At 73.7% G+C, this 14,319-nt stretch carries 16 protein-coding genes; 8 read left to right on the top strand and 8 right to left on the bottom strand.

Annotated elements, in window-relative coordinates:
- Nucleotides 1-19: 19 nt before the first annotated feature.
- The gene (locus ACN267_RS30210; RefSeq protein ID WP_421490176.1) at nt 20-922 is read left to right on the top strand and encodes an alpha/beta hydrolase family protein; all 903 of its coding nucleotides are present in this window, start codon (nt 20-22) and stop codon (nt 920-922) included.
- Between the two features lie 39 nt (nt 923-961).
- Nucleotides 962-1,939 (top strand): alpha/beta hydrolase family protein, encoded by a 978-nt coding sequence (locus ACN267_RS30205; RefSeq protein ID WP_421490175.1) that lies wholly within the window; start codon nt 962-964, stop codon nt 1,937-1,939.
- 8 nt (nt 1,940-1,947) lie between these two features.
- Here the strand turns inward: ACN267_RS30205 and ACN267_RS30200 are convergent, their stop codons facing one another.
- The 3 genes from ACN267_RS30200 to ACN267_RS30190 form a co-directional block, all read right to left on the bottom strand.
- Complete coding sequence (locus ACN267_RS30200) at nt 1,948-2,910, bottom strand: zinc-binding dehydrogenase (RefSeq protein WP_204957930.1); 963 nt, start codon at nt 2,908-2,910, stop codon at nt 1,948-1,950.
- Between the two features lie 64 nt (nt 2,911-2,974).
- Nucleotides 2,975-4,153: an NAD(P)-dependent malic enzyme gene (locus tag ACN267_RS30195; protein ID WP_421490174.1), complete on the bottom strand. Its 1,179-nt coding sequence runs from the start codon at nt 4,151-4,153 to the stop codon at nt 2,975-2,977.
- A gap of 147 nt (nt 4,154-4,300) precedes the next feature.
- Nucleotides 4,301-4,651 carry a S24/S26 family peptidase gene (locus ACN267_RS30190; protein ID WP_372445956.1) on the bottom strand — a complete coding sequence of 117 codons (351 nt, stop codon included), beginning with the start codon at nt 4,649-4,651 and terminating at the stop codon, nt 4,301-4,303.
- Between the two features lie 84 nt (nt 4,652-4,735).
- Here ACN267_RS30190 and sodN point away from each other — a divergent pair, with 84 nt between their 5' ends.
- The 3 genes from sodN to ACN267_RS30175 all read left to right on the top strand — a co-directional run bounded on the left by sodN (nt 4,736) and on the right by ACN267_RS30175 (nt 6,101).
- On the top strand, nt 4,736-5,140 hold the full coding sequence (gene sodN, locus ACN267_RS30185) for a superoxide dismutase, Ni (protein ID WP_088645999.1): 405 nt from the start codon (nt 4,736-4,738) through the stop codon (nt 5,138-5,140).
- Between the two features lie 65 nt (nt 5,141-5,205).
- Nucleotides 5,206-5,697, top strand: coding sequence for a GNAT family N-acetyltransferase (locus ACN267_RS30180; protein ID WP_374759999.1), 492 nt, complete (start codon nt 5,206-5,208; stop codon nt 5,695-5,697).
- Complete coding sequence (locus ACN267_RS30175) at nt 5,694-6,101, top strand: ATP-binding protein (RefSeq protein WP_145921526.1); 408 nt, start codon at nt 5,694-5,696, stop codon at nt 6,099-6,101. Before ACN267_RS30180 ends, ACN267_RS30175 begins: the two co-directional genes overlap by 4 nt.
- Before the next feature lie 36 nt (nt 6,102-6,137).
- Here the strand turns inward: ACN267_RS30175 and ACN267_RS30170 are convergent, their stop codons facing one another.
- Nucleotides 6,138-6,527, bottom strand: coding sequence for a hypothetical protein (locus tag ACN267_RS30170; protein ID WP_204957928.1), 390 nt, complete (start codon nt 6,525-6,527; stop codon nt 6,138-6,140).
- A 42-nt stretch (nt 6,528-6,569) separates the two neighbouring features.
- On the opposite strand from ACN267_RS30170, the gene ACN267_RS30165 reads away from it, so the two are divergent.
- Nucleotides 6,570-7,520, top strand: coding sequence for a diacylglycerol/lipid kinase family protein (locus tag ACN267_RS30165; protein ID WP_421490173.1), 951 nt, complete (start codon nt 6,570-6,572; stop codon nt 7,518-7,520).
- 445 nt (nt 7,521-7,965) lie between these two features.
- Nucleotides 7,966-8,223 carry a WhiB family transcriptional regulator gene (locus ACN267_RS30160; protein ID WP_067311984.1) on the top strand — a complete coding sequence of 86 codons (258 nt, stop codon included), beginning with the start codon at nt 7,966-7,968 and terminating at the stop codon, nt 8,221-8,223.
- Nucleotides 8,224-8,366: 143 nt separating this feature from the next.
- On the opposite strand, the gene ACN267_RS30155 is transcribed toward ACN267_RS30160, so the two are convergent.
- The 4 genes from ACN267_RS30155 to ACN267_RS30140 are packed head-to-tail and all read right to left on the bottom strand — an operon-like array spanning nt 8,367 to nt 11,840.
- A complete protein-coding gene (locus ACN267_RS30155; protein WP_239485182.1) occupies nt 8,367-9,143 on the bottom strand; it encodes a sirohydrochlorin chelatase in 777 nt (258 codons plus the stop codon).
- A gap of 59 nt (nt 9,144-9,202) precedes the next feature.
- Nucleotides 9,203-9,967 carry a phosphoadenylyl-sulfate reductase gene (locus tag ACN267_RS30150; protein WP_204957926.1) on the bottom strand — a complete coding sequence of 255 codons (765 nt, stop codon included), beginning with the start codon at nt 9,965-9,967 and terminating at the stop codon, nt 9,203-9,205.
- Nucleotides 9,964-10,122: an IS1 family transposase gene (locus ACN267_RS30145; protein ID WP_204957925.1), complete on the bottom strand. Its 159-nt coding sequence runs from the start codon at nt 10,120-10,122 to the stop codon at nt 9,964-9,966. The genes ACN267_RS30150 and ACN267_RS30145 overlap by 4 nt, the downstream gene beginning before the upstream one ends.
- Nucleotides 10,119-11,840 carry a nitrite/sulfite reductase gene (locus tag ACN267_RS30140; protein WP_204957924.1) on the bottom strand — a complete coding sequence of 574 codons (1,722 nt, stop codon included), beginning with the start codon at nt 11,838-11,840 and terminating at the stop codon, nt 10,119-10,121. Before ACN267_RS30140 ends, ACN267_RS30145 begins: the two co-directional genes overlap by 4 nt.
- A 916-nt stretch (nt 11,841-12,756) precedes the next feature.
- Here ACN267_RS30140 and ACN267_RS30135 point away from each other — a divergent pair.
- Nucleotides 12,757-14,316, top strand: coding sequence for a glycosyltransferase family 39 protein (locus ACN267_RS30135; RefSeq protein ID WP_421490172.1), 1,560 nt, complete (start codon nt 12,757-12,759; stop codon nt 14,314-14,316).
- Nucleotides 14,317-14,319: the final 3 nt, after the last annotated feature.

Raw genomic sequence — 14,319 nt, 5'->3', positions numbered from 1 at the left:
GACCACCTACCGTGCACTCATGGGGGTGAGGTGGCTGTGCGCCGTGGTGCTGGCCGCGCTGCTCGCCGGTTGTGCCCCGGCCACCGCCGCCACCGACGCACCGCCACCGACGCCGGCCCGGCCCGCCCCGGCGCAGGCCCTGCCGGTCGCGGTGCGCACGCTCACCGTCGACCCGACCGGGCCGCGCCCGCTGCCGGTGACGATCTGGTACCCGGCCGAGCGGGGCCGGGTCGCCCCGGGCCGGTTCCCGGTGGTGCTGCACAGCCACGGCCTGTTCAGCCTTCCCGAGCTGCACGCCGCGCTGGCCGTCCGGTGGGCCGCCGCCGGTTTCGTGGTGGCCGCGCCGACCTACCCGCACACCAACCGGCGGGCGGCCCGGTTCAGCCGCGCCGACGTCCGCAACCAGCCCGCCGACGGCTGGCGGGTGATCAGGCACCTGGTCCGCCTGGACGCCCGCGCCGGTGACCCGCTCGCCGGGCACCTGGACGTCGGCCGGTTCGCGGCGACCGGGCACTCGGCGGGCGGCTTCACCACCGCCGGCATGTTCACCTCCGGGCACCCGGCCCGGCTGCGCTCCGGCGTGATCATCGCCGGAGGCGGGTTGGCCGGCGCGTTCGCCGGACCGGCCGCCCCGCTGCTGTTCGTGCACGGCACCGCCGACCCGGTGGTGCCGCTGACCGTCGGCCGGGCCGGCTACCGGCGGGCGTCCGGTCCGAAGGCGTTCCTCAGCGTGCTCGGCCAGGGGCACGGCGAATACCTCACCCCGGGCCGGCCGGGCTTCGACCAGGTGTTCGCCACCGTCACCGACTTCCTCCGCTGGACCCTCTACGACGACCGGGAGGCCGGCCGCCGGCTGCGTGCCGACGCCACCCGCCCCGGGGTCACCACCCTCGACGACCGGTTGGCCGCCGCCGGGCCGTAGCCGCCCGGGCCACCGCGACGGGCGGGCACAATCGTTCTCATGTTCCGTCGTCGTGTCCCGGCCCTGCTGACCGTCGCCCTGCTCACCGCCGGCCTCGTCGGCTGCTCGGCGGCTGCGCCCGAGCGCCCCGCCGCCCCGGCACCGACGCCGCAGGCGAGCACGCCGGGGGCCGCCACGCCGGCACCGCGCGTGCCCGCCGGGACCGCGCCGACGCAGGCGTTCGCGGTAGGCGTACGGCAGCTCGCGCTGAACCGGGGCGGCGACCGCCCGCTGCCGGTGACCCTGTGGTACCCGGCCCGGGGCAGCTCCGGTGGGGCGGCGCAGCGCGACGCCACCGTGGCGGCCGGACGCTTCCCGGTGGTGGCGTTCAGCCACGGCCTCGACGGGCGCCCCACCGACTACCGGGCGCTGACCACCCGCTGGGCGGCGGCCGGTTTCGTGGTGGCCGCGCCGATGTTCCCGCACACCGGCAAGGGCACCGACGGCAGCGTCCTGGACGTGCTCAACCAGCCCGCCGACGTGTCGTACGTGCTGGACAAGGTGCTGGCGCTGGACGCGAAGGCGGGTGATCCGCTGCGCGGCCGGCTGGCCACCGACCGGGTGGCCGCGGCCGGGCACTCGGCCGGCGGGGTGACCACCATCGGCCTGTTCACCACCGGCCGGGACGAGCGGCTGCGCGCCGGGGTGGTCCTCGCCGGGACGGGGCTGGGCGTGGGCACCGCCTTCGCGGGGACCGCCGCCCCGCAGCTCTTCGTGCACGGCCGGGCCGACGAGGTGGTCGACTACGCCGCCGGCAAGGCCGTCTACGACGCGGTGCCGTGGCCCAAGGCGATGCTCAGCCTGACCCGGGGCGACCACGGCCGGGTCCTGCTCGGTGACGACACCGCCCTGGGGGTGGTCTCCGACACCACCATCGAGTTCCTCCGCTGGACGCTCTACGGCGACGCGGCGGCCCGGGACCGGCTGCCCGCCTCGGCCACCCGGGGCGACGTCGCCACCCTCGACGACCGCCTCTGAGCCACGGGTCAGGCGGTGTGGTCGACCACGACCTTGCCGAAGACCTCGCCGGAGTGCAGCCGGGCGAAGGCGTCGGCCACCCGGCTGAACGGGACCACGCTGTCCACCACCGGGCGCACCTCGTGCTCGGCGCAGAACGCGAGCAGCTCGGTCAGCTCGTCCGGGGTGCCCATCGAGGTGCCGAGGATCTCCAGCTGCATGGCGAAGACCCGGCGCAGGTTGACCGGCGGCAGGTGACCCGAGGTCGCGCCGGCGACCACGATCCGGGCCATCGGGGCGGCCGACTTCAACGAGTGGTCGAAGGTGGCCGCGCCCACCGTCTCGATCACCACGTCGACCCGCTCCGGCAGCCGGGCACCGGGTTCCAGCGCGGTCGCCCCCAGCGCGGCGATGCGGTCCCGCTTGGCGGCGTCGCGGCTGGTGGCGTACACCCGCTTGCCCAGTGCCAGGCCGAGCGCGACGGCGGCGGTGGCGACCCCGCCGCCGGCCCCCTGCACCAGCACCGCCTCGCCGTCGGCGATCCGGCCCCGGGTGGTGAGCATCCGCCAGGCGGTGAGCCAGGCGGTCGGCAGGCAGGCCGCGTCGGTCGCCGACAGGCCGGTCGGCAGCGGCAGCAGGTTCATCCGGGGTACGGCCACCCGCTCGGCCAGGGTGCCCTGGTAGTGCTCGGAGAGGATGGAGACGCCGCGCGGGTCGCCGGGGGTGGGCAGCACCGGGTAGATGACCACCTCGTTGCCGTCCGGGTCGGTGCCGGCCGCGTCGCAGCCGAGAATCATCGGCAGTTGCCCGTCGGCGAGCCCCACCCCGCGCAGCGACCACAGGTCGTGGTGGTTGAGCGAGCTGGCCCGCACCTGCACCGTCACCCAGTCGTCGTCGAGGTGGGCGGGCTCGGGACGATCGCCGACGGCGAGCGCGGCGAGCGGATTGTCGGCGTCGAACCGGGAGGCATAGGCGGCACGCATGATCCGCACCGTAACAGCGGAACGATCGTTCAAGAAGGGTCCGGGCCGGCCGACCCGGACCCTTCCCACCCGCTCAGGCGCGGGCGACGCCGTCGTGCCGGGCCGCCTGGGCCACCGCCTCGGCCACCGCCGGGGCGACCCGGGGGTCGAGCGGGGACGGCACGATGGCGTCCGGGCTGAGCGACCCGGCGACCACCCCGGCGATCGCGTCGGCGGCGGCCACCTTCATCCCGTCGGTGATCCGGGTGGCCCGGGCGTCCAGCGCGCCCCGGAACACCCCGGGGAAGGCGAGCACGTTGTTGATCTGGTTGGGGTAGTCGCTGCGCCCGGTGGCCACCACCGCCACGTGCCGGGCGGCGACCTCCGGGTCCACCTCGGGGGTGGGGTTGGCCAGCGCGAAGACGATGCCGCCCGGGGCCATCCCGGCGACCGCCGCCTCGGGGATCCGCCCGCCGGAGACGCCGATCAGCACGTCCGCGCCGCGCAACGCCTCGGTGACGTCACCGCGCCGCCCCTGCGCGTTGGTGGTCTCCGCGAGGTGCGCCTTGGTGCCGGTCAGGTCGGTGCGGTGCCGGCCGATGATGCCCTTCGAGTCGCAGACCACCACCTGTCCGGGGTCGACTCCCCCGGCGACGAGCATGTGGGTGACCGCGACCCCGGCCGCGCCGGCCCCGCTGACCGTCACCCGCAGGTCGCCGAGCTTGCGGTGCAGCAGGCTGGCCGCGTTGCGCAACGCGGCCAGCACCACGATCGCGGTGCCGTGCTGGTCGTCGTGGAAGACCGGGATGGGCAGCGCCTCGTCGAGTCGCCGTTCCACCTCGAAGCAGCGCGGGGCGCTGATGTCCTCCAGGTTGATCCCGCCGAACGAGGGGGCGAGGGCCCGGACCGTCGCCACGATCTCGTCGACGTCCTGGGTGTCCAGACAGACCGGCACCGCGTCGACGCCGGCGAACTGCTTGAACAGCACCGCCTTGCCCTCCATCACGGGCAGCGCCGCGCGCGGGCCGATGTTGCCGAGGCCGAGCACGGCGGAGCCGTCGGTGACGACGGCGACGGTGTGCGACACCCAGGTGTAGTCGTCGACCAGGGCGGGGTCGGCGGCGATCGCCTCGCACACCCGGGCCACCCCCGGGGTGTACGCCAGCGAGAGGTCCTCGCGGCTGGTCAGCGGGACGGTCGGGGCGACGGCGAGCTTGCCGCCGAGGTGCAGTCGGAAGACGGGATCAGCGGGATCCACGGTGGACGCAGACATGGTGACTCCAGGATCTGTCGAGCAGACGGAGCGGCCGGCGCGAGGGCGCGAGGTGAGGCGGAGCGGCGACACGCGGTACGCGGTACGGGGGTCACCCGGGCACCCCCCGAGCATAGTCAGGCCACCGGTACCGGGTTGTGAGGAGGGTCATATCGGTGCGGCGGCCAGCCGACCGGGGCGGGGCCAGTAGCGGAACACCACCCGGCCCAGCACGTCGGCCACCCCGTACGTCCGGGAGTCGTCGGTGACCAGCGCGTTGTCGCCGTGCAGCCACCACCCGCCGTCCTGCGGGCGCACGGCGCGCTTGACCACCAACAGGTCCGGTCGGCTGCGGAACACCGCCACCACCACGTCGCCGGGGCGGACCGGCCGGCCGCCCCGGCGGACCAGCAGCGCGTCGCCGTGGCGCAGGGTGGGTGACATCGAGGGCCCGGCCACGCCGACGGCGGTGAACGGGGCACCCGACCAAAGGATGGGACCGGAGCCGCCGACCGTCACAAGGTTTCCCCTCCGCCCCTGCCGGGGACGTCCTCAGGAGTAATGTCGGCTCGGATCATCGCAAACATCCCATGGAGGAACCTGATGCGACTTCCCCGCATCCTTTCGCCACGTGTGACCGCCAGCGCACACTGTGACCTGCCGTGCGGCGTGTACGACCCGGCGCAGGCCCGGATCGAGGCCGAGTCGGTCAAAATGATCTGCGAGAAGTACCAGGCGAACACGGACCCCGAGTTCCGCACCCGGGCGATCCTGATCAAGGAGCAGCGCGCCGACCTGGTCAAGCACCACCTGTGGGTGCTCTGGACCGACTACTTCAAGCCGCCGCACTTCGAGAAGTACCCGCACCTGCACCAGCTGTTCAACGAGGCCACCAAGGCGGCCGGTGCGGCCGGCGCCAAGGGGGCGACCGACCCGGCCAAGGCCGACGAGCTGCTCCAGAAGATCGACGAGATCTCCAAGATCTTCTGGGAGACCAAGCAGGCGTGAGCCTGCCCGTCACGGCACCGACGATCCGGCCGGCGCGTCCCGCAGACGTGCCGGCCGTCGTCGCCATGGTGCACGAGTTGGCCGACTACGAGCAGGCCGCCGATCGGTGCGGGCTGACCCCGGCACAGCTCGACACCGCCCTGTTCGGGCCGGCCCCGGCGCTGTTCGGGCACGTCGCGGTGGACGACGACGACCAGCCGGTCGGCTTCGCGCTGTGGTTCCTCAACTTCTCCACCTGGGCCGGTGTGCACGGCATCTACCTGGAGGACCTGTACGTCCGCCCCGCGTACCGGGGCACCGGCACCGGCCGGGCGCTGCTCGCCACCCTCGCCGGGATCTGCGTGGAACGCGGCTACCGGCGGCTGGAGTGGTGGATGCTCGACTGGAATCCGGCCGCCCGGTTCTACGCCTCGATCGGGGCCGAGCCGATGACCGAGTGGGTGCCCTACCGGCTCGACGGGGCGGCCCTGCACGGTCTCGCCGCCGAAGGGGTGACGTCGGCCACGCGGGTGTCCGCCGGGCCGGGTAGAGTCCCGGACCGGGGGGATGAGGCGTGACTCAACTGACCGGCCAGCCAGCGACCGACGACGACGTCGTGCACCTCACCGTGCCCGCCGACGGCGGCTACCTGGGCGTGCTGCGCACCGCGACGGCGGGGCTCGCGGCCCGTCTCCAGTTCGCGCTCGACGAGATCGAGGACCTTCGCATCGCGGTCGACGAGGCGTGCGCGATGCTGCTCGCCATCGCCACCCGCGACGCCGAGTTGGAGTGCCGGTTCTCGGTCACCGAGGACGCGCTGACCGTCGAGGTGACGGTGCCGACCGTGCGCGGCGCGGCACTGCCCGGGGAGTCCTCGTTCGCCTGGAAGGTGCTCACCGCGCTGACCACGGCGGCGGCGGCGGAGTCGACCCAGGGCCGGGCCACCATCTCGCTGCTGACCCGCCGTTCCGCCGGCTACTGACCGGGGCGCGTCACCGCGTCCCGGCCGGGGCGTGGGTCAGCCGAAGCCCAGCGCGCGGGTGGTCGGCGGGCTGACCAGCAACGCGCAGACGCCCACCCCGAGCGCCATCAGGGGCACGCCGAGCCAGCCCAGCCCGCCGGAGATCATGAACCAGCCGACCGGCAGCAGCATCAGCTCCAGCACCATCGCCGGGGCGCGGGCACCGGCCCGGCGGCGGGCCAGTGCCCCGCCCAACGCCCAGAGCGCGACCGCGCCCGCGATGGCGAACCCGGTCACGAAGAGTGCCGAGACCAGGTCGGTCGTGGTGGCGGTGAGGTCGGCCCAGACCAGCCAGCCGGCGAGCAGCGCCAGGGCGACGGCCTCGCCCCGCAGCAGGCGTACCGCCCAGCGCAGGGTGTCGGGAACCGGCGCGGAGTCGATCGTCACGCGGGCCACGATACCCCCGTCCCATCACGTAAAGTGCCGGCCATGCGGGCCGTCCTGGTGGTCAATCCGAAGGCCACCACCACCAGCGAACGCAGCCGGGACGTGCTGGTCCGGGCGTTGCGCAGCCAAGTAGACCTGTCGGTGCGGTACACCCGACGCCGGGGTCACGCCACCGACCTGGCCCGGGAGGCCGCCCAGGAGGGCGTCGACCTGGTGGTCACCCTGGGTGGCGACGGCACGGTCAACGAGGTGGTCAACGGCCTGATGACCGCCGATCCCCCGACGATCCGCACCGGTGGCTCCCCGGCCGAGCGGCTGCCGGCGCTGGCCACGGTGCCGGGCGGCTCGACGAACGTCTTCGCCCGCGCGCTCGGATTGCCCCGGGAGTGGGCCGACGGCACCAGCATGATCCTGGAGGCGCTGCGGCTGGGCCGGTCCCGCACGATCGGGCTGGGCCGGGCCGACGACCGCTACTTCACCTTCTGCGCCGGCTTCGGGTTGGACGCGGCGGTGATCCACCGGGTGGAGCAGGCCCGGCGGCGGGGGCGGGTCTCCTCACCCGCGCTCTACTTCCGTTCCACCCTGAGTCACTACTTCCTCGGCTCCGACAGGCGGCATCCGGCGATCAGCCTGGAGCGGCCGGGCGAGCCGGCCGAGGGCGAGCTGGCCACGGTGATCATCCAGAACACCGCGCCGTGGACGTACCTCGGCGACCGGGAGGTCAACCCGAACCCGGAGGCGTCGTTCGATCTCGGGCTGGACGTGCTGGCGATGCGTCAGCTCCGCGTTGCCAGCACGACACGGACGGTGACCCAGTTCCTGTCCCGGGACCCTGATCCGCGTGGCAAGCAGGTGCTCCGATTGCACGATCTGGAGGAGTTCACGCTGGTCTCGGCCCGCCCGCAGGCCTTCCAGCTGGACGGGGACTACCTTGGCGAGCGACACAAAGTCAGATTGTCCTCCGTTTCCGGCGCACTGAGAGTAATCTGCTAGGTCTCGGGTAACGCCCTAGGTCGAGCGGTCGGGTACACCGCGCGGCGCGGTGGCCGCCACACCGAGGAGGAGTGCCGGAAATGTCAGCAATGTCACGCGGACTGTACTATATTGATCCTCGACTGTGGTACGCCGGGTAGCAGGGAAGCCTGGAAACCGGACAAAAGGGTCGTGAGCTTGCTCACCGAGCGGAGTTTTTCCGAGCGTCACCCCTTGACATCGCGTTCGTTCGTGAAAGTATTCACAAGCGAACTTGAGTTACCGGGACATTGCCTGGATATGCTCGGCCGGTTGAGCAGTTCCAGCAGGACCAGGCGCCAAAAACGAGTCTGCTCACGCATTGCCGAATAGTCGAACGCGAACCGTGACGACCGGCAACGCGGACGGATATAAGAAAAGCACCAGCGTTAACTGCCATCCATCCAGAATGAGGAGTGTTGCCGCCATGGACTGGCGTCACAATGCCGTCTGCCGCGACGAGGACCCGGAGCTGTTCTTCCCGATCGGGACGTCCGGCCCTGCTGTCCTGCAGGTCGAGCAGGCCAAGGCCGTCTGCCGGCGCTGCTCCGTGACCGACCAGTGCCTCCAGTGGGCACTGGAGTCCGGTCAGGACGCCGGCGTCTGGGGCGGGATGAGCGAAGAGGAGCGCCGCGCGGTCAAGCGCCGTGGCGGTCTCCGGGTGCTGCGCGCTCACTCCGCCTGAAAAAAATCGATCACACACGCTGTTCGCCCCGGCCGGGTCCGCCCGCCGGGGCGTTCTGCTGTCCGCACTCCGCGTGATCAGAATTCGTCAATGTATTGTGGCGAGACAATTACTGAGGGTAATTAAGCTGTGAGTGACCCCGGTCACCCGTCACCCGACGTGTCGACCCGACGCAGCACCAGATCCACCAGATCCGGGGAGTCGTTCAACGGGGCGCTGACCGCCACCGCCCCGGCCCGCTGCGCCGCCGCCACCACCGCGTCGTGGAACAACCCCGGCGCGAGGAAGTACGCCACCACCGCCACCTGTGGCGCACCGGCCGCCCGCAGCCGGGTCACCGCCACGTCGGTCGTCGGCGGGGCCGCCGACGCGTACGCCACCGTGCAGGGCACCCCGAATCCGGCGGAGAGAGCGGCGGCGACCCGCCCCACCGACCCCCGCGCCCGCGCGTCCCGGGTGCCCGCCGCCGCCAGCACCAACGCGTCCACCGGCCCCGGCCGCGCCTGCGCCAGCCGGCTACCCAGCCCGGCCAGCAGACCCGCGTCCACCGTCCCGTCGGCCGGCCCGAGCACGTCGGTGACCCGTACCGTCAGCCCGGGAGCGGCCTGCCGGGCCGCCGCCACCGCCGCCGGAACGTCCACCCGCCGGTGGTACGCGGCGGTGAGCAGCAGGGGCACCACGACCGCCGTCCGGTGACCGTCGGCGGCCAGCCCCCGCAGCACCTCCGTCGGCCCCGGATCGGTGTGGTCGAGCCAACTGGGCAGCACCGGCGTACCGGGACGGGCGGCACCGACGGCACGGGCCAGCGCCCGGGTCGCCGCCGCCGCCCGGGGGTCGCGGCTGCCGTGCGCCACCAGCACCACCGGCACGCCCGCGTCGGCCCGCCCCGACCGCGCCGGGGCCGCACCGGCCGGGCGCAGCGCAGCGGCGGCGGGTCCGGGTGACGCCGCGCCGGGCGTCGGGGCGTGCTCCGGCCCGGTCAGACGTGCAGGCCGCACTCGGTCTTCTCGAACATGGCCCAGCGGCCGGCCCGGGGGTCCTCCCCCGCCTTGGTCCGACGGGTGCACGGCCAGCAGCCGACCGAGCCGTAGCCCCGGCTGAGCAGCTCGTTGACCGGGATGTCGTAGCGGGAGATGTAGGAGTCCACGTCGGCCTGGGACCAGGCGGCGATCGGGTTCACCTTCACCTTGCCGCGTCGCGGGTCGAACGTCACCACAGGCGTGTTCGCCCGGGTCGGCGACTCGTCCCGACGCAGCCCGGCGGCCCACGCGTCGTACCCGGACAGGGCGCGCTCCAGCGGCTCGACCTTGCGCAGCTGGCAGCAGTCGTCCGGGGAGCGGTTGAACAGCCGGGGGCCGTACTCGCCATCCTGCTGGCCGACGGTCTGCCGGGGCCGGATCGAGCGCACGTTCACCGGCAGCCGGCGGGCCACCTCGTCGCGGACCCGCAGCGTCTCCGGGAAGTGCAGGCCGGTGTCCAGGAAGATCACGTCCACCCCGGGGGCGACCCGGGACACCAGGTGGGCCAGCACCGCGTCGGCCATCGAGCTGGTCACGCAGAACCGGTCGCCGAAGGTGTCGGCCGCCCACCTGGCGATCTCCAACGCCGGGGCACCCTCCAGCTCGCGGCCGGCCCGCTCGGCAAGTGCCCGCAGCTCGGCCGGCTCACGCCGGGCCGGGTCGGTCGTCCTCGGGCCACCGGGACCGACCAGGCCCAGACCGGTGGCGGAGAGCAGCCCGGTCACCGGGTCACCGCCCGACTCAGCAGGCCGTTGAACTTGACGGTGAAGACCCGGGCGCAGGCGTGGCACTCCCAGACGCCGTGGCCGGCCTCGTTCGGCCGCAGGTCCTCCTCGCCGCAGTACGGGCAGTGCAGCGGCACGGATCGGGTTTCACTCATCGGAGTTCCTCCTCGTCGACCCTGATCACCCAGTTGGCGAACGTCTCGCCCTCGGTCCGGCCGGCCAGGTAGCGGCGGGCCAGTCGTTCCACGTACTCGGGAAGCTCGTCGGCGGTGGTCTTCAGGCCGCGCAGCTTGCGGCCGAACCCGGCGGTCTGGCCCTGGGCCATCCCCAACCCGCCGCCGAGGTGCACCTGGAAGCCCTCCACCTGCCGGCCGTCCGGGCCGACCACCAGCTGCCCCTTGAGGCCGATGTCGGCGACCTGGGTGCGGGCGCAGGCGTTCGGGCAGCCGTTGATGTGGATGGAGATGTCCGCGTCGAAGTCGCGCAGCCGCTCCTCCAGCCGGGCCACCAGTTCCTCGCCGCGCGCCTTGGTCTCGACGATGGCCAGCTTGCAGAACTCGATGCCGGTGCAGGCCATGGTGCCGCGCCGCCAGGCCGACGGCCGGGCCTCCAGGCCGATCCCGCGCAGCTCGTCGACCAGGGACTCCGTCCGCGCCGGCGGCACGTCCAGCACCAGCAGCTTCTGGTACGGCGTGAGCCGCACCCGGCCGCTGCCGTGCGCCTCGACCACGTCGGCGAGCTTGGCCAGCTGACCGCCGGAGACCCGCCCGACCACCGGGGCGGCCCCGACGTAGTTGAGCCCGTCACGCTGGCGGTGCACGCCGATGTGGTCGACCGGCTTGTCGGGCAGCTGCGGGGCGGGGCCGTCGAGCAGGGTACGCCCCAGGTACTCCTTCTCCAGCACCTCGCGGAACTTCTCCACGCCCCAGTCGGCGACCAGGAACTTCAACCGGGCCCGGTTACGCAGCCGGCGGTAGCCGTAGTCGCGGAAGATGCCGACCACCCCCGCCCAGACGTCAGGCACCTCGGCCAGCGGCACCCAGACGCCGAGCCGCTTGGCCAACATCGGGTTGGTGGACAGGCCGCCACCGACCCAGACGTCGAAACCGGGGCCGTGCTCCGGGTGCTCGACCCCGAGGAAGGCGATGTCGTTCGCCTCGTACGGGGTGTCGACCAGCCACGAGATCGTGGTCTTGAACTTCCGGGGCAGGTTCGAGTACGCCTTGTCGCCGACGTACCGGCTGACGATCTCGTCGAGCGCGGGCGTCGGGTCGAGCACCTCGTCCTCGGCCACCCCGGCGACCGGGCTGCCCAGCACGATCCGGGGGCAGTCGCCGCACGCCTCGGTGGTCTGCAGGCCCACCGACTCCAGCCGACGCCAGATCTCCGGCATGTCCTCGACCCGGATCCAGTGGTACTGGATGTTCTGCCGGTCGGTGATGTCGGCGGTGTCCCGGGCGAACTCGCGGGAGATGTCGGCGATCACCCGGAGCTGGGCCAGCGAGAGCTGACCGCCGTCGACCCGGACCCGGAGCATGAAGAACTCGTCCTCCAGCTCGTGCGGCTCCAGCACGGCGGTGCGCCCGCCGTCGATGCCGGCCTTACGCTGGGTGTAGAGGCCCCACCAGCGGAATCGGCCCCGCAGGTCCTGTGGGTCGATCGAGGCGAACCCGCCGTGGGCGTAGATGTTCTCGATCCGGGCCCGGACGTTCAGCGGGTCGTCGTCCTTCTTGATCCGCTCGTTGGGGTTGAGCGGCTCGCGGTGGCCGAGCGCCCACTGTCCCTCTCCACGGGGGCGGCGGGGGGCACGGGTGGCGGGAACGGCGGTGGCCGTCGGGGTCCCGGGACGGGCCGGGGTGCTGCTGACCGCCATCGCGGCGTCCTCCGTTGTCTCTGCGGTGCCTCGGGGGGAGCGCGAACGCGGCGACGGCCGGCCCTGGAAGGGCCGAGGACAACGGTGTCGGAACGGCCGGCGCAGAATACGCGCCCGAGACGGATGGGTCGGGCGTCGTCAGTGGGCCGGACAGATCGCGCTGCGCACGCGGCCGTAGTCGACGTGGCGACGTGCCACGAAGCGGCGGACGACAGCGGCGGTCATGCAGCCATGCTCCCACACCCTGCGGAAACCGGCCAAGAACCGCGTGCCGCATCCCACATCACGGGCCGCATCCCCACCGTCACCCTGCCCGGTCCCACCCCGCGGCACGGCCGGGCAGTGGGCGCGAACAGCGGTGTCCGGCCCGGTGCGACGCCGCAGTATCGGCCCCTCGGCCCGGCCCGACCACCTCGCCCATTCCTTCCTCGCGCCCTTTCGAGCTGATGACGACAACGAATCGCGGCCCCGTCCAGCGGAACCGCAGGACGGGGCCGAAGGGTGCGACGCGTTCGACTCCTTGCCACCGGATCAGGCACCACGAGTTGCCACCGGATCAGGCACCACGAGCCGACGCCGGCCGCGCGGACGGCACCGAGCCGGCGAGGTACCCGGGTGGGTGTGCCGAGCACGGACAGCCGCTGACGGACAGGTCGATGCCGGTGGGCAGGCATGGCCGATCGTCGCCAGGTCGTCGAGCGAGTGAATCGTTTACGAGATCAGCTCGAAAGGACGCGAAACCACTCCTCCCACCCGGCCGGAGGCCTGGTCGCCGCCAGCTCCGGCGGCATCGTCGGGTCCGGTGTGGGACCCTCGACCCGTGGGCGCGATGTCCGGAAAGAGGCATTCGGGTGGGCCGGCTGGTGCGCACCCGCGTCCGCACCCGGGACCCGTGGGAAGGTCACGGCCGGGGCCGGTGGCAGGTGTCCGGGCGGTCTTCCTGCGCCCCGACCGGTGGCCGGCGGGGTGGGTGGTCTGGGCGGTTCCGCTACTGGTCACCCTGGTCGCCGGCTGCTCGGGAATCAACCGGGCCCAACCCTGGCGGGACGAACTGGCCACCTGGAGCGCGGCCACCCGTCCGGTCGGGGACCTGTTCCGGCTCACCCGGACCGTCGACGCGGCGACGGGGGCGTACTACCTGGTGGTGCACGGCTGGACCGGGGTGTTCGGCGACTCCGTGGCGGCGCTGCGACTGCCCTCGGTGCTGGCGATGGCGGGCGCGGCCGGCCTCACCGGCGTACTCGGGCGGCGGTTGTTCGGGGTGTCTGCCGGCCTGCTCGCCGGCCTGCTCTTCGCGGTCCTGCCGGGCACCTCCCGTTACGCGCAGGAGGCCCGGCCCTACGCGCTGGTGACCCTGCTCGCCGTGCTGGCCACCGTGCTGCTGGTCCGCGCGCTGGACGGTCCCGGCCGGCTGCGCTGGGCCGGCTACGCGGCGGCCGTCGCCGGGCTCGGCCTGGCCCACCTGCTCGCCCTGGGCCTGCTCGCCGCGCACGCCGTGGCGGTGCTGACCTTCGCGGCCTGGGGCCCGCCCAGCAACGGCGTCACCCGCGAGTCGTGGGGACGGCGGCTGCGGGGGTGGCTGCTGGCCGTGTCGGCCGCCCTGGTGGTGCTGACCCCGCTGCTGGTCACGGCGCAGCGGCAGCGGTCCCACCAGCTCGACTGGGTCACCGCGGCCCGGCTGGCGGATCTGGCGGCCCTGCCGGGTGCACTGGCGCACAGCGGTGTGGTGGGGGGTGTGCTGGTCGGGCTCGCCGCGCTCGGGGCGACCCGCTCGGGGCGGCGGGGCCTGCTGCCGGGCCTCTGCGTGCTGCTGCCGGTGCTGCTGATCTTCGTCGCCGCGCTGGCCGTGCCCCTCTGGGTGCCCCGGTACCTGTTCTTCACGGTGCCCTTCGCCTGCCTGCTCGCCGGCACCGCCCTGGCCGGCCCCGCACCGCCGACGGGCCCGACACGGACCCGACCGGCGGGAGCCCGACCGGTCCGGGCGGGGCTGGCGGTGGTGGCGCTCGCCGCGCTGCTCGGGCTGCCCGACCAGGCGGCGGTACGGCACAGCCACGGCTGGCCGCGCAGCGCGACGGTCGACTACCGGGGGGCGGCGGCGGTGATCGCCGCAGGTCAGCGACCCGGCGACGCGGTGGCCTACTCCCCCCGCGACGGGTGGCTCTTCCTCGACCTCGGCATCGACTACCACCTGCCCCGGATCACCGGTGACCGGGCCGCCGACGGGCCCCGGCCCCGGGACGTGCTGGTCGCCCAGGGGCGGCGGGCGCGGGCTGACCTGTGGGTCCGCGAGTGCGACCGGCCCGCCGGCTGCCTGGCCGGCGTGGACCGGGTCTGGCTGGTGGTCGCCGGGCGGCACGACGATCCGCTCGCCGCGGTGCCCGGCGACAAGGGCGATGCCCTGCGGGCCGGGTTCACCGTCGAGCAGGCCCACCCCCGGCCGGGGGTGACGGTGGCGCTGCTCGTCCGTCGGCGTTGACCA

This window comes from Micromonospora sp. WMMD734 (assembly GCF_049178975.1).
Taxonomy (GTDB): domain Bacteria; phylum Actinomycetota; class Actinomycetes; order Mycobacteriales; family Micromonosporaceae; genus Micromonospora; species Micromonospora wenchangensis.
The sequence above is the reverse complement of the archived record's forward strand: the minus strand, read 5'-3'. Positions and strand labels throughout refer to the sequence as shown.